Origin of the sequence: Pandoraea terrae, assembly GCF_902459695.1 — a bacterium.
In the GTDB taxonomy this organism is placed as follows: Bacteria; Pseudomonadota; Gammaproteobacteria; order Burkholderiales; family Burkholderiaceae; genus Pandoraea; species Pandoraea terrae.
In genome coordinates, this window is sequence record NZ_CABPRZ010000001.1 from 374,481 (window position 1) to 395,529 (window position 21,049).

Sequence of the window (21,049 nt, forward strand, 5' to 3'; positions counted from 1 at the left end):
CGTCAGGCCTTCTTGAGTTGTCGCTCGACCGCGTGGCCCGCGAGCGAGAGCACGCCGTTGATCACGAAATAGATAAGACCGGCGCTGAGGTAGATGTCGAGCGGGCGGAAGGTACTCGCGGCGAGGTTCTGCGCGGTACGCGTCAATTCGGCGACGCCGACCACCGAGATCAGCGACGAGGCCTTGATCAAAAGCACCATCTCGTTGACGAGCGACGGCACCGTAAGGCGAAACGCCTGCGGCACCTGGATGCGCAATAGCGTGCTGCCCGCAGGCAGGCCCAGCATCTGCGCGGCCTCGAGCTGGCCGCCCGGAATGCCGAGGAAACCCCCACGCATGATTTCGGCGACATACGAGGCGCTGCACAACGATACCGCGCTGATCGCCGCGACGATCGGCGAGACATTCAGGCCGACGAACGGCAGGAAGTAATAGACGAGCAACAACTGCACGAGCAGCGGCACGCCACGGAAGAAACCCACGTATAGCGCGCCGAAACGGCGCAATGCCGGATGGCGGCTCATGCGCGCGGCGCACACGAGTGTGCCGATCACGAAGCCAAAGACGAGCCCGACCAGCGAGATCGCCACTGTGCCGAGCGCGCCTTGCAGCAGCAAGGGCAGGTTTTGCAGGAAAAAGTCGAAACTGGGCATGGCGAGTCTGCGATAAATGCGTCATCCGTTCAGACGGCGCACCGCAATGCGGCCTGCGGCGCGCGGGGGACTACGTCCGCATGGCGAGACGGCGAGCGCCTCGCGCATGCATCACGCCGCCGGCATTACTCGGCCGGCGTCGGCATCGTTTCGGGCGCTTCCATCTCGATACCGAACCACTTCTTCTGCAGCGCAACCAGGCGTCCGTCCTTGTGCATCTTCAGGATCGACTGGTCGACGGCGTCGAGCAACGCCTTGCTGTCCGCATCCTTGCGGCCGACGTAGCTGAAGTAGACCTTCTGGCCGAAGGCCGGCTGCACGACGGCGAACGTCTCAGGACGCTGGCGCGCGACATACGCGACGTTCGGCAACGAGTTGCCGACGGCGACGATGCGCCCGGCGGCCAGATCGGCGTAGGCCTGGTTATTGTCGACGTATTCCCGGACGGTGGCCTTGGCCGGCAGCGTCTCGACGTACTTCTTGACCTGGTCGAGCTGTGCAGATCCCTTGCCGCCGCCGACAGTCTTGCCGGAGACATCCTGCGACTTCATGACGGACTTGTCGTTGGCGCGCTTGAGGAAGGCGACCGTCGCCTCGGCCACCGGCAGCGTGAAGCGGTAACGCTCCATGCGCGCCTTGGTGACCGTCACCGGGCCGCCGACGATATCGAACTTGTTGGCTTCCAGGCCCGGCAGCACGCTGGGCCACGGCAGGTCGAGGAATCTGACCTTGACGCCGAGATCCTTGCCGACTTCGGCAAAGAAATCGGAGTTGAAGCCCGCCTGTTTGCCGTTCTCGAGGAAGTCGAACGGCGCGAATTGCATTTCGGTACCGATCACCAGCTCGCCCGTGCGTTTGGCCTTGGCCAGCAGATCTTCGGCATGCACGCTGACGGCGCAAAGGGTCAAGGCGGTGGCGCACAACGACAGCAGGCCAGTTTTCCAAGCAGCAGTTTTCATGAAATCTCCTGTGGGTGCGGCAGATTTGGGTTGGGTGCGATATCCGTCGCCGCGAGCTCGAAACGGCTCTTGTTCGGACCAGTATATACAGCTTTCAAACTTTTTTACACCGGCTTTCTTGCTTGCGGGGACCTGGAAATACTAAACGCTTAAAAATAAAGCCTCATAGGGATTTACCCGTGCACTACCGACCTTGCCCTGGAAATTCTGGCGGTATATACATGTAGCCATTGCGCGCGGTGAAAACATCGCTCAGCGCGCGGGAAAGGCTTGAGTCATTCCACCTGGCCGAACCGGACTAGACAGGTTGCCGCCTGTCGACGGATTTGGCGACAACATCAAGGAGACGCCCATGGGGCAGCCCGCATACATTCCGGTGATTGATTTGCAAGGCGTGCGCAACCGTGACCGCGCGGCGACCGAACAGGTCGCGCGCGAGATCCGCGAGGCCTGCACGAGAAGCGGCTTCTTCTACATCAGGAATCACGGGGTGCCGGTCGAGACGCTGGCGCGTGCGCAAGCCGCGGCGCGCACCTTCTTCGCCCATCCGCGCGAGACCAAGCAACGCGTGGCGGTCAATCAGCGCCATCGCGGCTTCAATGCGCTCGGCGATGCGACGATGTATCAGGCGACCAAGCCCGACTTCAAGGAATTCTTCAGCATCGGGCTCGAACTGCCCGAGGATGATCCGGCCGTGCTCGCCGGCGAGGCGCTGCGCGGCCCGAACAACTGGCCCGACTTCATGCCGGACCTGCAGCCGGCGCTCTACAGGTATTACGAGGCGATCGGCGCGTGTGGCGCGGATCTGCTGCGCGTGGTCGCGCTGAGCCTCGGCATCGACGAAGCGTTCTTTGTCGACAAGTACCAGAAGCGCCTGCAACGCACGCAAATGGTCTACTACCCGCCGCAGTCGCCCCAGTCGGAAGCGGATCAGTTCGGCGTCGCGCCGCATACCGACTATGGCTGCATTACGCTGCTGTGGCAGGACAATGTCGGTGGCCTGCAGGTGCGGGAGCTGGGCTCGCAGTCATGGATCGATGCGCCGCCGATCGAGGGCACGCTGGTCATCAACGTGGGCGACCTGCTGGCGCGCTGGTCCAACGACCGCTTCCGTTCGACGCTGCACCGCGTCGTCAACCGGTCGGGCCAGGAGCGCTATTCGATTGCGACGTTCTACGATCCTGACTATGGCGCCAACGTCGATCCGCGCGATCTCGGGGCGAGCGATGCCGACGCCAAGTACGCCCCGGTCGCCGCGGGCGACTATATTCTCGGCCGCATCAACGACTCGATGGGCTATCGCAAGAAGCAGAGCCAATCGGTGGCTTAGCGTGTACAGGCCCTAATGCCGCGCCTTCAATTCAAGGAGTGAGGATGACAGAGGTAATCGCAGCCCTGCGCGAGGCGCTCGGCGATGACGCTGTGCGCACGGGCGAGGCCATTGGCGAGCGTCACCATACCGACTGGTCGGGCCACGCCCCCGCGCAGCCGCGTGCGCTCTTGCTACCGCGCACGACGGAGGAAGTGGCGGCGGCACTGCGGATCTGCGACGCGCATCGCCAATCGGTGGTGCCGCAGGGTGGCATGACGGGGCTTGCGGGTGCGGCCGTGCCGACAGCGGGCGACATTGTCCTGTCGCTCGAACGGATGAGCGGCGTCGAGGAGATCGATCCCGCAGCCGCGACGCTAACGGTACTTGCCGGCACGCCACTGCAGGTCGCGCAGGAGGCGGCGGCGGCGCAGGGCTTCGAGCTTGCACTCGATTTCGGTGCGCGGGGTTCGTGCCAGATCGGCGGCAATATCGCGACCAACGCGGGCGGTTTGCGCGTGATCCAATCGGGCATGACGCGCGATCTGCTGCTCGGTCTCGAAGTCGTGCTTGCGGACGGCACGATCCTGAGTTCACTGAACAAGATGGTCAAGAACAACACGGGTTACGACCTGAAGCAACTGTTCGTCGGTTCGGAAGGCACGCTCGGTGTCATCACGCGCGCGGTGTTGCGCCTCTCGCCGCCGCGTCCGCAACGTCACACCGCGCTGTGCGCGCTGGCCGATTTCGACGGTGCGCTCGCACTGCTCGGTCACATGCGCCGTCGACTGGGCAGCGACGTCGGCGCGTTCGAGCTGATGTGGCCGGATTTCTTCGACCTGTGCGTATCGCTGACGCGCAGCAAGACCTCGCCGTTCGCCGCGGCGCATCCCATGTATGTGCTCGTCGAGATGGCGAGTATCGGCGGTGATGATGATGCCGGGCGTTTCGCGGCGGTCCTGGGCGATGCGCTCGAGGACGGCATTGTCACTGACGCGGTCATCGCCCAGTCGGCGAGCGATGCGGCGGCGTTATGGGAGATCCGCGAATGCACGGCCGAGTTTCCGGTCGCGCTCGATCCGATCAACCTGGACATCAGTTTGCCGATCGGCCGGATCGGCGCTTTCGTCGACGAATGCCGCGCGGCATTCGCGGCCGCATGGCCGGTGCACCGCGCGTTCTTCTTCGGGCATATCGGTGACTCGAACCTGCATGTCACGGTCGACGGACGCACCAGTCCGGGCGCCACGCACGCGGGCGTCGACGATATCGCTTATGCGCTGGTGCGGCAATACGGAGGATCGGTGTCGGCCGAACATGGCATTGGCGTGCTGAAGCGGCCGTATCTTTCGTATTCGCGTATGCCAGCCGAGCTTGCGACGATGCGCCGGATCAAGCAGGCACTGGACCCGAACGGCATCCTGAATCCCGGAAAAGTCCTTTAGACGCCGTGTAGCTAAACCGAAAATGCCCGCTGAAAACAAGCGGGCATTTTTGTTTGTGCGTCCCGAAAGGCATATCTCCCCTGCACCATCCGTATTTTCCCTATTGCGACGCCGGCATCCGGCAGCATGCGGCTGTTCCGGAAATGGAATGTGTCGTTTCACGGTGCTGGCTATGCGAATGTTTTCGTCTACATATACTGAACTCGAAAATAATAAATCGTAGATAAGGCAGTTTTATTGCAGGCAGGGAAATTAATTTATTGTCTAACGCGTGCTGTGCGCCACGGGAGCGTCATGAAAAAGATAATGATTTTGCTGATAGCTGCACTTGCGATGTCCATTGCGGGAATTCCCGCTCATGCGGCATCTGACTGGCAGGAGCTCGATGTTCAGTTCTATCGGGGTAACGGCTTCAAGCAATATAGCAACGCGATCGACAACACGACCGGCAATCCGACGGGCGGGTCGAGCACATTGAATGTTTTTCAATTGAACTACAGCAACGGGTGGAAATACGGCGCCACTTATTTTTACTTTCAGAATGCATTTGATAATGGTGATTATCGAATGTATACGCAGGGATGGGAGTTTCTAAGTTTAAACAAGATTTTCAATAGAAATTTGTCATTTGGTCCGGTGAAGGAATTAAGAATTGCGCCGGGTTGGCAATTCTCGACCTCCAAGGATTATTACGCCGGAACCCAGAATCAGGGCGCCGCTGCGGATATGGGCGCCAAGGTGGTTTACCCCGCCGCCGACACCAAGGATTTGTTTCTGGGTCTGGACTTCTTCCTGGACATTCCCGGCTTCGACTTCGCTGGCATCACGGCGGGTATCTACCAGGATTTCCAGAAGAAGACGAAGTTCGTGGCTCAGCCGTCGGTGAATTTCTACTACCGCTCGCATTTTTATTTGGGCGCGACCCGCTGGAAGGCGGAAGGCTACGCGCAGTGGTATGCCGCGCGCCGGTCGCGCGTCGACGCGAATCTTGATGCGGTGTCGTATTTCACCATGCAGCATGCGTTGCTGCTCGATACCGGGTTGTTGCTGTGGGATCGGCCTGACCAGTTCTATACCGGCCTCCAATTGCAATGGTCGCACAACACATATGGGGTCAAGACCATCCCCGGTGTGTCCAAGGCAACCAACGAGTTCTTCCCGCAAATCCTGTTCGAGTGGGTTTTCTGACAGGGAAGCCGGTATTCGGCGGGCGTTTGCAGGGATCTGTTTCAACTTTGAGACGTTATTTCTCACAAGCAGGGTTAGCAACACTACGATCCTTCCCTACGATGGGTTTCACTACGTCGTGGGGAAGGCAGGAGATTGGGCGGTCTGCCGTGCGCATGCCGTTCCGACGACGCGACGTTTGCCGGACTGCGTCGGTTTCTCGATATTGGTGCACAAGGAGCAAATGATGATTTCGCTGGCAACAACCTTCATGAGACCTGGCCGGGCGGCCTGGCTGGCGCTCGCGCTGGGCCTGGGCGGCATCCATACCGGCAGCGCAAGCGCGCAGCAGGCGCCCAAGGAGCTCAAGATCGCCGCAGTCCTCGCATCCACGCCGGACGAACCCTGGGCGTCCTCCTTCCTCAAGGCCTGGGGCGAAGTTCGCGCGGAGAAGCCGCATGGCCTGGAGATCAATGCACCGGTCTATACGGACAACGCCTGGGGCGACCCGGCCGAAGCCGCGCTAAGGCTGTATGCGCGCAAGGGCTACGACATCGTGTTTGCGCTGAGTTCGTACTCGGACCAGGTCAAGAAGATCCGCAATCTCTACCCGAAGACGCTGTTCGTGCTCACGGGCAATCCGAACGAGGCGCTCGGCGGCAATTCCTTTCTGCTCTACAACCGTATCTACGAGCCGTCCTACCTGCTCGGTGTCGTGGCCGGATCGATGACGAAGACCGGGGTCGTCGGCGCGGTCGGGTATTTCCCGACGGAAGATCAGAACGACGCCATGAACGCGTTTTTCGCCGGTGCCCGCTCGGTGCGGCCGGACGTCAAACAGAAGGTTGCGTATATCGGGAGCTGGTGGGATCCGCCGTTGGCGCTCGAGTCATCGAAGGCGCAAATCGCCGCAGGGGCCGACCAGATTTACATGATGGCCGGGTCGTTCGAGGCGTGCAAACAGACCGTCGTGTGCTACGGAAGTTATCGGGATTACACCAGCACGGCGCCCAAGAACATCGCCAGCAACTCGCTGGGCAGCTGGAAGCCGGGGCTGCACTGGATCATCGACCAGTGGTACCAGGCGCGCTCCGCCGACAAGCCATACAACGGCAACATGGATAAGCGCAACTTCGGCATGGCTGAGGGCGGGGCGGACATTACACCGCTGAACACCGCGGTGGTGTCGCCGGCCGTGGCGGCACGCGTCGAAGCGGTGCGCGCAAAGATCCTGGCCAAGGAATTCGTTGTGCCGCTGGTCACGACCAAGCCGCAGTCGGACTGAACGCGGCCCAAGTGTGCCAGGCATCTCATCGGGAGAACCCTGTTGACCCACCGAACCACCATGAATCCGCTATCCACTCAAGCGCCGTCGGCGCGCGGTGCGCTGAACACCGACGTCACGCCGATCCTGCGCGTCCGGCATCTGACCAAGCGTTTCGGTGCCTTCGCCGCCGTCGACGATGTGTCATTGCAGCTCGTGCCGGGGGAGATCCACGGTTTGCTTGGCGAGAACGGCGCCGGCAAGTCGACACTGACGGCCTGCATCAGCGGCTATCACCGGCCTGACGCCGGCGATGTCGAGTTCGATGGCCGCGCCGCGCGGATCCATTCACCGGCCGACGCAACGCGGCTCGGCATCGGCATGGTGCACCAGCACTTCGTGCTCGTGCCGGTGCTCTCGGTGATCGAGAACATCATCGCGGGAACGCAACGCGAACATTGGCTGCTGCGGCCCGCCCGGGTGCGCGCCAGGGTGCAGGCGCTGTGCGAGCAGTACGGGCTTGATGTCGATCTAAATGCGCGCGTCGGCGATCTCGCCGTCGGGCAGCAGCAGTGGGTTGAAATTCTGAAATGCCTGTATCAACGCGTGCGCCTGCTGATCCTGGACGAACCGACGGCGGTGCTTGCGCCGCAGGAATCGGCGCGGCTGTTCGAGATCCTGCGCGCGCTGTCGCGCCAGGGGACGGCGTTGATCGTAATCACGCACAAACTGGACGAAGCCCTGCAATGCGACAACGTCACCGTGATGCGCAAGGGCCGCACCGTGGCGACGGTGCCCACGCAGGGGCGCGACAAGAATGAACTGTCCCGCCTGATGGTCGGGCGTGTCACCGCGACCCCGCAACGGCGCGGCGCCTCGGGCACGGATGAGCGCCTGTCGGTGCGCGGGCTGTCGGCCGCCGGCAGCGGCCGCCGACTGCGCGGTATCGACCTTTCAGTACGGCGCGGAGAGATCGTCGGGATTGCGGGGGTGTCGGGCAACGGCCAGCGTGAATTGTTCGAGGTCCTTGCCGGCGCGCGTCGTGCCGAAAGTGGCCAGATTCTTTGCGACGGGCAGGATGTGACCAATATCGGCCCGGCAGGCATCATGCGGGCGGGCGTCGGGCATATCCCCCAGGATCGCTTCGCCGAGGGGCTGGTCGGCGAATTCAGCGTGGCGGACAACCTCGCGCTTGGACTTCAGCGCACGGCCACCATGAGCCGGCATGGCTTCATGTCGCGTGCGCGCATGCAAGCCTTTGCCCAGTCGGCCATCCGCGACTACGGCATTGCCACACGCTCGGCAATGACGCCGGTGCAAACCTTGTCCGGGGGCAATGCGCAAAAGGTGGTGATTGCGCGTGAGCTGTTCCACGCCAAAGGGGTCTTGCTCGCCAATCAGCCGACGCGCGGGCTCGACATCGGCGTCATCGAAGACATTTACACCCTGCTGCTGGCCAAGCGCCAGGAGGGCTTCGCCATTCTGCTCGCGTCCGACGAGCTGGACGATCTGTTCGCCTTGAGCGACCGGATCGCCGTGATGTACGGCGGCCGACTGATCATGGCCGGCGCACCGTCGGAGGTGTCGATCGAACAGATCGGCCACTTGATGGCTGGCGGCGGCGCTTTTCAGGAGCCCGGGTGATGAACGGACCGCACCGTCGTACGACGTCTTGCCAACATTGCCCCCATGTTCACTACTAAGAACGAAATCTGCCATGTACTTGCCCATTCAGCACAGTAAAGCCTCAGAATTCCCACCCGAGAGCGGTTTTTCCGAATCCGACTGGCATATCCTCGCCGGCTTCTGGCACCCCGTGGCCGTTTCCGCCGAAGTGCAGGACGCACCGGTGGCCGCCCGCCTGCTGGGTGTGAACCTGGTGGTTTATCGCACCCGCGAAGGCCTGTGCGTCAGCCGCGACGCCTGCCCTCACCGGGGCGCAAGGCTTACGCTGGGCTGGCTCGACGACAACCGGGATGCGCTCGTGTGTCCGATGCACGGCCACCACTATCGGCACGATGGCCGCTGCGTGGCGATTCCGTCGATGGGCACCGAGGGCGTGCGCATTCCCGAGCGCATGCAACTGCACACCTACCTGAGTGCGGAGCGCTACGGTTTCGTCTGGGTCTGCCTCAAGCCGGAACCCCGGCGCGCGCTGCCCGAGTGGCCGCTGCTCGAACCGGTCGCCGCGCCATGGAAGCGCATCGAAATTCCCAGGGGCCACTGGAACGCCTCGGCCAGCCGGCATTGCGAGAACTTCAACGATGTCGGCCACCTGTCCTGGGTCCACATGCAGACCTTCGGCAACCGCGCGCGGCCGCGCGTCGAGCCTTACCAGGTCGAACGCACCCACTACGGATTGCGCATGGAACTGCCGTACGTGGAAATCGAACGCGGTTTCAACGACGACCATCAAGGCGAGCGCACGACCCAGTATGTGTACGAGCTGACGTATCCCTTCGCCAGTCACCTGCGGGTCGACTACGACGCCACCATGACTTCGCACTATTTCGATATCGCCTCGCCGGTCAGCGCCCACGAGTGCGACATCTACCAGATCAACCTGACGAATGTGCCGGGCGCGGGCCCCGACTATGCGCAGTATCAGATGCTGACCAACGAAGAGGACGCGCCCTTGGTGGAGAGTCAGACGCCATGGCAAGTGCCGCTCGATCCCGCCTACGAGGTCTCGGTGCCGGCCGATCGCTTCTCCAACCAATATCGCCGCGATCTCGTCACTTTGTTCGGCCTGGGCGCCGCTGCGTGAATCCAAGGTGTGGCCACCGTCTGGCGACCTCAACCCCAAAAACGTATGCGAATGAACATGAACAACGAAATCATCTTCCCGGTCGACGCCTGGTACCCGATCGAGATATCGCTACGCATCCGCGCCGGCGTCATCACGCAGGCGTTCCTGCATGGCCAGGAGCTGGCCGTCTGGCGCGATAGCGCCGGGCAGGTCATGGTGTGGGAAAACCGCTGCCCGCACCGCAGCGTGCGCCTGACACTGGGGCGTATCGTAGACGATCAGTTGGCCTGCGGATACCACGGTTGGCGATATGGCAACGACGGTGCATGCCGCTACATCCCGGCCCATCCTTGCGCGCAACCGCCGAAGAATGCATGCGTCAAGACGTATCCGGTGGTGGAAGCGTACGGCGTGATCTGGGCGAGCGTGGGCACGCCGAGCGGCGAGGTCGCCCCGGCCGGCGGCACGTTCTGCCGCAGCTACGTGCGCAGTTGCGACATGGCGGATATCGTGAGCCGGGCGACGAAGGCGGGATTCCAATCGAGGCCGGCCGGCGTCCTGCGCGCAAACGGGACCGATGATGTACCGGGATGCACCTTGCTTGCGGCGCCGATGCAAGGCGACCAATGCGTATTCCATTTGTGGGTGGACGGCACGCCGTCCGTCGCGGATTTGCGCACATTGAACCACCGCGTCAAAGCGCTTCTGGATGTCGCGAGACCGGTTGCCGACGCGGCGCCCGCCGCTGTCCTTTCGGGGGCGTACCCCATGTCGACAAGGGAAAATCATGAGATCCGTTGATCCGGTCTTGCAGAATGAATGGTTCGCAATCCGCAATTCGGCGGACTTGCCGCCCGGCGGCGAGTTTTCCACCCAATTGCTGGAGCACACGCTGGTGCTGAAACGGGACTCTGACGGAACCCTCGCGGGACATGCGCCCACGTGTTCGCTGCCCGTGCATCTCATCGACTGCTACGGTCATGTCTGGGCTTCGTTCGGCGAGGCGCCGCACCCGATTTTCGCGTTGCCGGAATTCGATCAGCCCGGCCGGCGCTACCTCTATATGGGGGCGATCGGGCTGCACGCCAACGGTTTGCGCGCGGTGGAGAATTTCCTCGACATGGCACATTTTCCCTATGTCCACCCCGACATTCTGGGCGCCGAGCCGCACACCGAGGTCAGCGACTACAAGGCGGAACTGCGTGACGGCAAGGAGGTTTGGGCACTGGGCTGCGAATTCGTGCAGCCGCGGGCCGCTGCGACGTCCACGCAGGCCAAGCGGATCGATTATGTGTACCGGGTCGCCAACGCCTTTACGCCCATGCTGTACAAGACGTCGGAAGGCCGTGACGATCAAATGGACCTGATTTTCCTGTTCGTGCAGCCGTTGACGCCGACGCAGTCCATTCTCCACTTCGCGATCGCATTGTTCGATGACGTCAGCTCGGATGTCGACATCACATCATTCCAGCAGATGATCCTGGGGCAGGATAAGCCGATCCTCGAGAACCACCATCCCCAACTCGTGCCCGTCGATCTCACGTCCGAGGTGCCGGCCAGGGCAGATGCGGCGTCCACGGTCTACCGCCGATGGTTGCGCAGCAGCGGTTTGAAGTTCGGCTTGCAGGCCGGACCCGGTATCAACGCCAAATCAATGATTCGCGGCGATGCCGAGGTCTTCGCGTCCAGCGCGCCTCAATGAAGAAAAGGTTGTCGACAAGATGAAACTGTATAACTACGAGCTGTCCGGGAACTGCTACAAGGTCAGGCTGCTATCGAGTTTCCTGGCGCTGGATGTCGAAACCCGGCAAATCAACTTTTATCCGGGACGGGAGCATAAGGCCGCCTGGTTCACCGAAACCGTCAATCCGCTGGGGCAGCTTCCGGTGATCGACGACGACGGCTATGTGCTTCGTGATGCCCAGGCGATCCTTGTCTATCTTGCGAGCCGGTACGATACGCAGCGGTCATGGTATCCGGACGACCCGCAGGTGCGCGGCCAGATTGCGGCGTGGCTGGCGACGGCCGACGAGATAACGCGTACGGCATCTGCGGCACGCCTGCATGATGCGATGGCGTATCCGTTCGATATCGAGGACTGCCGCGCCGGCGCGCATCGCGTCTTCGGCTTCGTCGATGATTATCTGGCGGATGCGGAAATCGAAGGGCGGGAATGGCTTTGCGGAAGCGCTCCGACGATCGCCGACATCGCCTGCTTTCCGTACGTGGCACTCGCGCACGAAGGCGGCATCAGCCTCGACAGCTATCCCGCCCTGCGCCGATGGATCGACCGAATCCGGCATTTGCCCCGATTCATCGGAATGCCGGGCATCTTCTCGCCAAGCCTCTAAGGCCAGTTCCCGCGCCTGCGTTTCGGGCGCCGTTGCAATCGGGTCGTGTCCGTGTCCGATGTCGAACCGATTTTCGGATACGTTGGGCCCTCCGTCGCGAGGGCTTTTTTTTGCCGCCTGTGTTCGTTTATCCTGACGCTGCAGCAGGTGCCGCCCATGCCAAGTTCTCACCGAGCCCCTCTTCTCATGCCTGCCACGGAAACTGTGTTGAAAGACCGTATCGATCCCAAGACCCGACGCCTGATCGAGGCGCTGCCCAAAGCTGAGTTGCACATTCATCTGGAAGGCAGCCTGCGCGCCGAGCGTCTGGTGGCGCTCGCCCGCCGTCACCGTGTCACCTTGCCGTTCGACGCGCGTACGCTGGCAGCGCGCCGGCTTTACGCCGATCTCGGTGAGTTTCTGGACATCTTCGCCGTGGTGTGCGATTTGTTGCGCACCCCGGAAGACTTCGAGGACGTTGTGTGCGACCTGGGTGAGGATGCCGCCCGTCAGAACATCGTGTATCGGGAAGTCATGTTCACGCCGACCTACTATGCCGCGCGCGGCCCGGCGCTCGAGGATATCGTCGCGGCCCTGGCCGCCGGCCGCGAATGGTGCATGCGCACGCATGGCGTACGGATCAATTTCATTGCCGATATCGACCGCGGCACAGATCCGGGCGCGGCGGTGGATCTCGTGAATCGACTCGCGGCATTGCAGGCGTCGGACGTGGTGCGCGCGGTCGGCATGGATGGCGCTGAGCGCGATGTTTCCCCTTGCCGCTTGTTAGATGCCTTGCACGCCGCGCATTCGCACGGCTTTCACGTGACAGCGCATCTCGGGTCGGACGAAAGCGCGGCAGCGGTTCTGCAGGCGCTTCACACGCTGCCGCTGGACCGTATCGATCATGGGGTTCGCTGCATCGAGGACGCCGCCGTGCTGGCTTATATCGCGGCGCAAGGCTATCCGATGACCATCTGCCCGCTCTCCAACGTGGCGGTCGATCCCGGCCGGTACGCGAGTCTGGTCGACCATCCGTTTCGCCAACTGCTCGACGCCGGGGCGCGCATTACCGTGAATTCCGACGACCCCGGCATGTTCGCCGGCGACTTGATCGAGAATCTTGCGGCAGCGGCGGCGCAGTTCGCGTTGACGCATGACGAGATTCTGCGGATCGTGCGCACGGCGTTCGAAGCGTCGTTTGCGTCGTCAGGTGAGCGGACCCGCTTGCTTGCGCACTTCGACGAAGCGTCGCAGGGTTTGCGCGAGAAGCTCGCGTAGGCCGGGGAGGGCCCGTCAGCTGTTCGCCGCGACGACTTCGTCGGGCCGGGCCGCCGTCATGCGGGAGCCGACGTAATAATGGAAGCCATCAATACGTTGGAAGCTCGCGGCGGTCAGTTCGATGAACGCGCGGAGTTTGCGGCCGCTATAGCGTTGTCGTTGGTAGGCACAATAGACGCGCACCGGCTCGGGGCGCCAGTCGGGCAATACCCGAACGAGTGCCCCCGCTTCGAGTTCGGGGCCGGTAAAGAAGTCAGGCAGGAGCGCGATGCCCAAGCCGTCGATGCAGAACGTCTTGACAACCCAGTAGTCGTTGCCGCGAATCACGGACCTGGGTTCATAGTCAAATACGTTCGAGCCGGAAAACAGGCGATGTACGACGTCCGGCGTCGCATCGTCGAGCGTGATCGCGCGATGTCGGGGCAGGTCCAATTGCGACTTGGGCTCCCCATACATCTCCAGGTAGCGGGTGCTGGCGAACAGGCTGAAATTCAATTGGCCCAGCACTTTTTCCACCAGATTCGGATGCGGGGGCGGGCTCATGCCGACGTAGCAATCGACGTCGTCCATCTTCGGCGACGAAATGCGGCCGGTGACATCGAAACGGCAGCGCACGTTGGGGTAACGCTCCAGGAAAAGCCGCGTCACGCGGCACATGAACGGTGTGCTGAAGTGCGTATCGGTGAGTACGGAAATATCCCCCATTACGCCGTCGGCGAGGTCTTGCGCCTCGGTACGAGCGGCCTCAATGCGCGCACTCATCTCGGCGAGCAATTGTTCGCCATGAATGAAAAACCGGCGTCCGGCTTCGGTCGGAATCATGCGGCGGCTGTCCCGGCGCACCAGTTCGAGGTCAAGATCCTTCTCGAGCTTGACCAACTGGCGGCTGAGGGTGGCCTTGGGCGTGCCGCTCAAGGCCTCGGCGCGCGTCATGCTTCCGGCGCGGATGACCAGCACGAAGGATTCGATCAATTTGATATCGACCACGTGGTCTGCGCCTCCGTCCTGATATCCAACGTTGTTGATGTTACACCGCTGCGAACCCGATCAAAATTATGCGTGCCGCAAGTCGCGGCACGCGCCACCGTGCTCAATGGCGGACGTAGGGTTCGCCAAGTGCGGCGGGCATCCGCGAGGACGCGCGGAATACCACCATCAGTCCGATGGCCGCAACATAGGGCAACGCCAGCAAGACTTCATACGGAAAGGACGAGCCGGTCGCCTGCGTCTGGATCTGGATTGCTTGCAGAATGGAGAATGCGAGGGCCACCAGCGGCACGCGGGCGGGCCGCCAGTTGGCGGCGACGACCGCGACGATCGCCAGCCAGCCGCGCCCGCCCGACATTTCCTCGACAAAGCGCATCGAAGCCCCCACGCTGAGCGAAGCCCCCGCCAGGCCGGCCATGGCGCCGCCAAATACGATCGCTGCGTAGCGTCGTCGCGCGACGCTGGCACCCGTCATGTCGACCAGCTTCGGGTTTTCTCCAAGGCAGCGCATTTGAAGACCCTGATGCGTCCGGTGCAGCCAGAACGCGACAAGCGGCACGGCGATGTACGTCAGATAGGTCAACACCGTTTGTTCGAACAATGCCGGCCCGATCAGCGGAATATCCGCAAGCCCGGGAATGCGGATCGGCGAGAGCGGCGTAATGATGGCGCGCTCCGGCGTCACGTCTTGCAGGAACGCGCGGAACGCGTAGGCCGTCAGCGCGGAACACAGCAGATTGATGGCCAGTCCGACGACAAACTGTTCGATGCGAAGTGTGACGATGGCGATCGATGTGACCAGGCCCAGCAGCGCGCCTGACACGACTGCTGCCATGATGGCCAGGGGCGCGGAACCGGTGGCGAATGCCACGAGGAAGCCGACGAAGCACCCGGTGAGCATGGTCCCTTCGACACCAAGGTTCATTACGCCGGAGGTCTCGGCGACGAGTTCACCGATCGCGGCAAGCAGGATCGGGGTGAGCAAACGTATCGCCGCGGCGAAAATGCTGGCGATGAGGGCACTTTGGAGGATATCAGTCATGGCGTTCCCGATTGACGTAGAAGCGGCGTACGACCAGTTCGCTGACCAGAAAACAGATCAGCATCAACGCCTGCATGGCTCTGGCGAGGCTGCTGGGCACCCCGGCTTCCAGTTGCATCACCGTGCTGCCGGTGTCCAGCGCGCCGAAGAGCAATGCGGCCAGCAGCACGCCGCACGGATTGAGCCGAGCTAGCATGGCGACGATAACGCCGGCGTAGCCGGCTCCGCTGACGACCGCCAGCGACAGCCGCTGATGTGTGCCGAGCAATTGCACGCCGCCGCACAACCCGCACAAGGCCCCGCTGATCGCGAAGACGGCCAGGATCATGCGGCCGCTGTGAATGCCCTTGAAACGCGACGCCTGCGGATTGCTCCCGAATGCGCGCAATTCGAACCCGAATGCGCTGAAGGCCAGCACAACGCCGACGATGGCCGTGGCGATCAATGCCGCGAACACGCCGATGTTGAGCGGCGTATCGGTGACCAGCGTGGGCAACCATGCGCCCACAGGCACCGGATCCGATTGCAGGTAGGTCGACTGCGTTTTCGCGCAGATATGCGCGATCACGTACATCAGGACATAGACCGCGACATAGTTGAGCAGGACGGTCGAGATAATCTCGCTGACGCCGCGGCGGGCTTTCCACCAGGCGGGCAGTACACCCCAGAGCGCGCCGCCCACCGCACCGGCGATCAGCGGGAGTCCCCATGCCAGCGGGCCGAAGCGGCCGCCAAGCCATTGCGCGGTGGCATAGGTGAACAAAGCGCCGATGACCAGTTGCCCCTCTTGTCCGACCGACCAGAGGCGTGCGCGATAAGCGACCGCCGTGCCGAGCGCGGTCAATGCCAGCGGTACCGCGCGAGCCACCGTTTCCGCCGTTTCCTGCTTGCCGCCGAACGCGCCGGCGAGCAGCGACATCAAGGCCGTTGTTGGATGGTAGCCAGTGACGACCAGCAGCAGCGCCGTAATGGCCAGTCCTGCCGCCACGCTCAGCACGATGGCGAGCAACGCCGGCGCCACGACCAGCCTGGCGCGCGGCAAACGTACCTGCAGTTGCGCGCTCATGCCGTCGCTCCCCCGGAGCAGGGCGCGATCCTGGCGCGCGCCGTGCGCACCGCGATCCGCTCGGCCGCCACCTGCGTTGGCCATTCATGCCTGGATATTGCCTGCATCATGTGTCTCCCTTGCGCATGTTGGGGAACAGCTACGCGATTACACACCCACTCATGCCGTTGTTGTCAATGTGTTAAACAGGTTTGGCGCGCTCCCTTCAACCCCGGGATTACCCGTGGGCGCTGGAATGGCCGCTGCCAACGCCGGTAAGCGGCGTTGGTTGAGACCAATATAGGGAGACAGAAAAAAACGCATAAGGGCCGTCATGAGACGTGTCGTTTCAATTCCGGAACATGACGTGCGTGCCCGAATGGCGAGACATTTGTCGGCCAGGCCTTGATCGATCAGTGTCCCGCCGGGGAACAGCGGCCCGCGTTCGAGTATCAGTTATGGCGGGTCTTCAGAAAAGAATCACAGATCGGATCGACTCGCCGCGCTTCATCAGATCGAACCCTTCGTTGATCTGGTCGAGACGCAGCGTGTGGGTGATCAGGTCGTCGATGTTGAGCTTGCCTTCCATGTACCAGTCGACGATTCTGGGCACGTCGGTGCGTCCGCGCGCGCCGCCGAAGGCCGAGCCCTTCCATTCGCGGCCGGTGACCAGCTGGAACGGGCGCGTGCTGATTTCCTGGCCGGCGGCGGCCACGCCGATGATGAAGGACTGGCCCCAGCCCTTGTGGCAGCATTCGAGCGCCTGGCGCATGGTAGTGACGTTGCCGATGCACTCGAACGAGTAGTCGGCGCCGCCATCGGTGAGTTGCGCGATATGGTCGACGACGTTGTCGACTTCCTTGGGGTTGACGAAGTGGGTCATGCCGAACTTCTTGGCGAGTTCGACGCGTCCCGGGTTGATGTCGACGCCGATGATCTTGTCGGCGCCGACCATCTTCGCGCCCTGGATGACGTTCAGGCCGATGCCGCCGAGGCCGAAGACGACGACGTTGGCGCCGGCTTCGACCTTGGCGGAGTAAACGACGGCGCCCACGCCGGTAGTCACGCCGCAGCCGATGTAGCAGACCTTGTCGAACGGGGCGTCTTCACGAATCCTGGCGACGGCGATGTCGGGGACGACGATGTAGTTGGAGAAGGTGGAGGTGCCCATGTAGTGGAAGATGGGCTTGCCGCCGATGGAAAAGCGCGAGGAGGCGTCGGGCATGAGTCCGCGGCCCTGGGTGGCGCGGATGGCCTGGCACAGGTTGGTCTTGCGCGAGAGGCAGAACTTGCACTGGCGGCATTCCGGGGTGTAGAGGGGAATGACGTGATCGTCCTTTTTTAGGCTGGTCACGCCGGGGCCGACGTCGACCACGATGCCGGCGCCTTCATGGCCGAGGATGGCGGGGAAGATGCCCTCGGGGTCGGCGCCCGAGAGGGTGTAGTAGTCGGTGTGGCAGATGCCGGTGGCCTTGACCTCGATCAGCACCTCGCCGGCGCGCGGGCCTTCGAGGTCCACGTCTTCGATGGTCAACGGCTTGCCCGCTTCCCAGGCAATGGCGGCTTTGGTTTTCATGTCGTATACCTAAATAATAGACAAGGGTTCATTGAGCGATTGCCAGCTTGACGGCGCCTGGCTACAGATCCAGCACGAGCATCTCCGACTTCGATCGCGAGCAGCACGGCGTGAACTGATCGTTGCGCGCCTTTTCCTCATCGGTGAGATAGAGATCCCGATGATCGGGTTCGCCCCTGAGGACACGCGTCAGGCACGTGCCGCAGACGCCTTGTTCGCAAGACACCGGAATGGTGACGCCGTGTGCCTCGAGCGCGGTTACCACGCTCTTGTCGGCCGGCACATCGATAATCCGCCCCGTGCTCGCGATCTGCACGGAAAACGCATTTTGTTTGCTAGGGTCTGCCGGCTTGGCGCCGAAATATTCAAGATGGATAGCGTCGTCGCGCCAGCCGTTCGCCTTGGCACTTTCCACGATATAGCTGATGAAGCCGGTGGGGCCGCACACATACAGGTGCTTGTCGGGTGCCGGTTCGCCGAGCGTTGCGGAAAGTACGAGTCGTTGGCCGTCGTCGCCGTCGTCGTAATGGAAATGCGCGTGACGCGCATAGGCTGCGTCGGCGATCCGGTCGACAAACGCGGCGCGATCGGCTGATCTGCAGCAGTAGTGCAGCGCGAAATCGGCCCCCATTTCCGAAAGGCGCTCTGCCATGCTCAGGATCGGCGTGATGCCGATACCGCCTGCAAACAGGAGCGTGCGGGCCGCCGGCGTGAGGGGAAAGTGATTGCGCGGTTCGCTGATCTCGATCACGTCGCCGGCATGGACGGCGTCATGCATCGCATGCGAGCCGCCGCGCGAATTCGGCTCACGCAGTACCGCGATGACATACCGGTGCCGCTCCCGCGGATGATTACATAGCGAATACTGGCGAATCAGTCCCGGCCGGATATAGACGTCGATATGCGCGCCGGCGGAAAACCGGGGAAGCGCAGCGCCATCGGCAGCAGCCAATTCGTAGCTGAATATTCCTTCGGCTTCGCGCTGCTTGCGTACCACTTTGACGGTCAGTTGATTCATGTCGATCTCTACTATTTCGGAATGGACGCCGCCCGAATTCACACTTTCGGCGCGGGGATGCCGGGCATGCCGATGAAGTCCTTCAAGTGCCGGACGCGATCGATCCAGCGTTGCAGCGCCGGAAAGTCATCACGCAGGATGCCGCCTTCATGCGAAAGGGCGGTATAGGGGAAGCAGGCGATATCGGCAACCGTCGGATGATCCGCCGCGAGCCAGAGTCGTCCTTCGCTCTCACGATGGGCAAGGTGATCGTCGATCAGCTTGAACACGGTGCGGGCGCCGTTTCTGGCGGCATCGATATCCAGTGCGTAACCCAGCGCATCGTGCAGGCGGGCGGCCGCTGCAGTGCGAGTGATGTCGTCGGCGACGGCCAGCCATGCCATCACCTGCCCCCGGGCTTCCGGGTCGATCGGAAACCAGGTGCACTCATCGTCGTATTTGCTCGCGAGGTAGACCAGAATCGCCTGCGCGTCGCGCAAGCGGTAGTCCCCCTCGTCCAATACCGGCAGTTGCCCCCACGGATTGATGGCGAGAAATTTCTCGCTCTTGTGTTCGCGTCCCGGATAGAAATCCACGGTAACGGGTTCGTACGGAACGCGGAGAAAGTGCATCAGCAGCCGGAGCTTGTAGCAATTGCCGGACAGCTCGAAGTCATAGAGTTTGATCATGGTTTGAGGCCTCGCTTTCATGGCGATGAACACCGTAGGTAATGCACTTTTCGCGTAACCAGCGCCGATAGGCGGTGGATAACGCATCGGCGCGGGTGGGTACTTCGATGCGCGTATCCAGAGGGATGCGCTTGGGACGATGACTTTCAAGAATCGGCTTGTCCTGACCGAAAATGAGTTGCATGAACGAAATCAGTTCTGCATCGCTGCTCACATCGTCGAAATAGCCGAGCACGGAATAGACCAGGCATTGCTCGTCTGTCGTGGGTTGAACGCATAACAGAATGAAATCGAAGGCGGCCGGCCGTGCGGGCGACGACTTGTACAGCATCGTCGTAAAGGGTTGCATGACGCGATACGTGTATTCGACTTCAAAACCCCCATTGGCCGAGAGTGCGGCGCGGGGCTGCCAGAAACGGCAGTCGGTGGCCCAGAGTTCGTCGGTGTCCTGATTCCGGTTCACGTCATACCGCTTGACTTCGCTGTGCGCCTCTTGCCCCAGCCAACCGCTATGCACGTAAGGCAGGTGCGCCAGATCGAGGAAGTTCTCGACAACACGCAAGCCCGATGTCTTTACGCCGAGCGCGCCGCACGGCACGATGCGCCTGCCCGGCTGGTCGAACTCGGGAATTGCGAACAGGGGCTTGCACGGCGATTTGAAACTCACCCAGATCAGCGTGTATCGTTCGCACGCGAAGATCGGACGGAGGTCGGTTTCGCGCGGCCCGTGCTGAACGCTTGCGCAGGGTTGTCCTGTTTCGTCGCGGAACAGGATGATTGGCGCGCCCAGCAATCGCGTGCGGGTCGTTGTCCCGGCAGACAGGCTTTGGCTGCTCGCTGCGACGAACCAATCGTCGGCAAGCGCGGGTTCGATGGCGGGAATCATGGATAGGGCCCCCTTTTTACGCATATGGCGAACGCCATGCGGGGCGACCCGACGCACGAATTTCGTGCCGATTGACCGGTCGCTCAATGTCCGATGACGTTGAGCGAACTTTAGGCTTTACCTGGCAGGCTGCTAAGGTGCACCGTAAGAACCAACGTTCCAATTCCGGAACACCTTCGGCTTCCGATCTGTGCGCAATGCAGCGCCGGGAGGGTTGGGTGGTTCCCCATTTCTCCCGGCGTGGCAATCGCCTCGCGGGCGACGGTTACTGTTCCGTACCCGTGATGAATACGGCGCCGTGGCGCTCGAGGGCGAACAGGATCAGCGTCGGCGTGTGGACCTCATGCGCCCGTTCCACGGCGTCGTCGAACGTGTCGAACTGCACCGCCCACGCCCCGTTGCGGACGTAGCAATGCGTGATCGTGTCCGTTTCCCGGTCGAATTCCTGTCCCAGGAACACTCCCTGCGTGTAGCACCACACCACGAACCCCTGAAATTCCGCCATCGGTGGCGGCCGGAATACTCTGGACCGCGAGTCGTTGCGGCCCATCTGACGCGCCACCGCACCCGTCATCCACCGCCCGAAACCGTCGTGTCGCCGAAAATGCTCCATCGCCTTGTTCCTCCCGTCAGTGAACGCCGCGTAAACACGCTGCGGCGATACCGATAG

Annotated in this window: 20 protein-coding genes; 10 read left to right on the forward strand and 10 right to left on the reverse strand. The window is 62.3% G+C overall.

Annotation, left to right across the window (positions count from 1 at the left end):
- Nucleotides 1-2: 2 nt before the first annotated feature.
- Both PTE30175_RS01670 and PTE30175_RS01675 read right to left on the reverse strand, forming a co-directional pair.
- Nucleotides 3-653 (reverse strand): amino acid ABC transporter permease, encoded by a 651-nt coding sequence (locus tag PTE30175_RS01670; RefSeq protein WP_150695300.1) that lies wholly within the window; start codon nucleotides 651-653, stop codon nucleotides 3-5.
- 125 nt (nucleotides 654-778) lie between these two features.
- Nucleotides 779-1,612 (reverse strand): transporter substrate-binding domain-containing protein, encoded by an 834-nt coding sequence (locus PTE30175_RS01675; protein ID WP_150695301.1) that lies wholly within the window; start codon nucleotides 1,610-1,612, stop codon nucleotides 779-781.
- Between the two features lie 352 nt (nucleotides 1,613-1,964).
- Between PTE30175_RS01675 and PTE30175_RS01680 the strand changes: the two genes are divergently transcribed.
- The 10 genes from PTE30175_RS01680 to add all read left to right on the forward strand — a co-directional run bounded on the left by PTE30175_RS01680 (nucleotide 1,965) and on the right by add (nucleotide 13,157).
- Nucleotides 1,965-2,942, forward strand: coding sequence for an isopenicillin N synthase family dioxygenase (locus tag PTE30175_RS01680; protein WP_150695302.1), 978 nt, complete (start codon nucleotides 1,965-1,967; stop codon nucleotides 2,940-2,942).
- A 44-nt stretch (nucleotides 2,943-2,986) separates the two neighbouring features.
- A complete protein-coding gene (locus PTE30175_RS01685) occupies nucleotides 2,987-4,366 on the forward strand; it encodes an FAD-binding oxidoreductase (RefSeq protein WP_150695303.1) in 1,380 nt (459 codons plus the stop codon).
- Between the two features lie 294 nt (nucleotides 4,367-4,660).
- Nucleotides 4,661-5,554, forward strand: a complete 894-nt coding sequence (locus PTE30175_RS28105) for a hypothetical protein (protein WP_191628746.1) — start codon at nucleotides 4,661-4,663, stop codon at nucleotides 5,552-5,554.
- A gap of 223 nt (nucleotides 5,555-5,777) precedes the next feature.
- Nucleotides 5,778-6,818, forward strand: coding sequence for a BMP family ABC transporter substrate-binding protein (locus PTE30175_RS01690; protein WP_191628753.1), 1,041 nt, complete (start codon nucleotides 5,778-5,780; stop codon nucleotides 6,816-6,818).
- 42 nt (nucleotides 6,819-6,860) lie between these two features.
- The gene (locus PTE30175_RS01695) at nucleotides 6,861-8,441 is read left to right on the forward strand and encodes an ABC transporter ATP-binding protein (RefSeq protein WP_224788546.1); all 1,581 of its coding nucleotides are present in this window, start codon (nucleotides 6,861-6,863) and stop codon (nucleotides 8,439-8,441) included.
- Nucleotides 8,442-8,514: 73 nt separating this feature from the next.
- Nucleotides 8,515-9,564, forward strand: a complete 1,050-nt coding sequence (locus PTE30175_RS01700; protein ID WP_150695306.1) for an aromatic ring-hydroxylating oxygenase subunit alpha — start codon at nucleotides 8,515-8,517, stop codon at nucleotides 9,562-9,564.
- 57 nt (nucleotides 9,565-9,621) lie between these two features.
- Entirely contained in the window at nucleotides 9,622-10,347 is a 726-nt protein-coding gene (locus tag PTE30175_RS01705) for a Rieske 2Fe-2S domain-containing protein (RefSeq protein ID WP_150695307.1), read from the forward strand.
- Nucleotides 10,334-11,248, forward strand: a complete 915-nt coding sequence (locus PTE30175_RS01710) for an aromatic ring-hydroxylating dioxygenase subunit alpha (protein WP_150695308.1) — start codon at nucleotides 10,334-10,336, stop codon at nucleotides 11,246-11,248. The genes PTE30175_RS01705 and PTE30175_RS01710 overlap by 14 nt, the downstream gene beginning before the upstream one ends.
- A gap of 19 nt (nucleotides 11,249-11,267) precedes the next feature.
- Nucleotides 11,268-11,897 (forward strand): glutathione S-transferase family protein, encoded by a 630-nt coding sequence (locus PTE30175_RS01715; RefSeq protein WP_150695309.1) that lies wholly within the window; start codon nucleotides 11,268-11,270, stop codon nucleotides 11,895-11,897.
- Between the two features lie 207 nt (nucleotides 11,898-12,104).
- Nucleotides 12,105-13,157 (forward strand): adenosine deaminase, encoded by a 1,053-nt coding sequence (gene add, locus PTE30175_RS01720; protein ID WP_191628755.1) that lies wholly within the window; start codon nucleotides 12,105-12,107, stop codon nucleotides 13,155-13,157.
- A gap of 15 nt (nucleotides 13,158-13,172) precedes the next feature.
- Here the strand turns inward: add and PTE30175_RS01725 are convergent, their stop codons facing one another.
- From PTE30175_RS01725 to PTE30175_RS01760, 8 genes are all read right to left on the reverse strand, one after another.
- Nucleotides 13,173-14,144, reverse strand: coding sequence for a LysR family transcriptional regulator (locus PTE30175_RS01725; RefSeq protein ID WP_224788547.1), 972 nt, complete (start codon nucleotides 14,142-14,144; stop codon nucleotides 13,173-13,175).
- Nucleotides 14,145-14,247: 103 nt separating this feature from the next.
- Nucleotides 14,248-15,186: an ABC transporter permease gene (locus tag PTE30175_RS01730; protein ID WP_150695311.1), complete on the reverse strand. Its 939-nt coding sequence runs from the start codon at nucleotides 15,184-15,186 to the stop codon at nucleotides 14,248-14,250.
- Entirely contained in the window at nucleotides 15,179-16,252 is a 1,074-nt protein-coding gene (locus tag PTE30175_RS01735; RefSeq protein ID WP_191628757.1) for an ABC transporter permease, read from the reverse strand. Before PTE30175_RS01735 ends, PTE30175_RS01730 begins: the two co-directional genes overlap by 8 nt.
- 448 nt (nucleotides 16,253-16,700) lie before the next feature.
- Nucleotides 16,701-17,807 (reverse strand): S-(hydroxymethyl)glutathione dehydrogenase/class III alcohol dehydrogenase, encoded by a 1,107-nt coding sequence (locus PTE30175_RS01740; protein WP_150695313.1) that lies wholly within the window; start codon nucleotides 17,805-17,807, stop codon nucleotides 16,701-16,703.
- Nucleotides 17,808-17,868: 61 nt separating this feature from the next.
- Nucleotides 17,869-18,825, reverse strand: a complete 957-nt coding sequence (locus PTE30175_RS01745; RefSeq protein WP_150695314.1) for a PDR/VanB family oxidoreductase — start codon at nucleotides 18,823-18,825, stop codon at nucleotides 17,869-17,871.
- Nucleotides 18,826-18,863: 38 nt separating this feature from the next.
- Nucleotides 18,864-19,493 (reverse strand): glutathione S-transferase family protein, encoded by a 630-nt coding sequence (locus PTE30175_RS01750; protein ID WP_150695315.1) that lies wholly within the window; start codon nucleotides 19,491-19,493, stop codon nucleotides 18,864-18,866.
- Complete coding sequence (locus PTE30175_RS01755; protein ID WP_191628759.1) at nucleotides 19,477-20,379, reverse strand: aromatic ring-hydroxylating oxygenase subunit alpha; 903 nt, start codon at nucleotides 20,377-20,379, stop codon at nucleotides 19,477-19,479. The genes PTE30175_RS01750 and PTE30175_RS01755 overlap by 17 nt, the downstream gene beginning before the upstream one ends.
- A gap of 265 nt (nucleotides 20,380-20,644) precedes the next feature.
- The gene (locus PTE30175_RS01760) at nucleotides 20,645-20,992 is read right to left on the reverse strand and encodes a hypothetical protein (protein WP_150695316.1); all 348 of its coding nucleotides are present in this window, start codon (nucleotides 20,990-20,992) and stop codon (nucleotides 20,645-20,647) included.
- Between the last annotated feature and the right edge of the window lie 57 nt (nucleotides 20,993-21,049).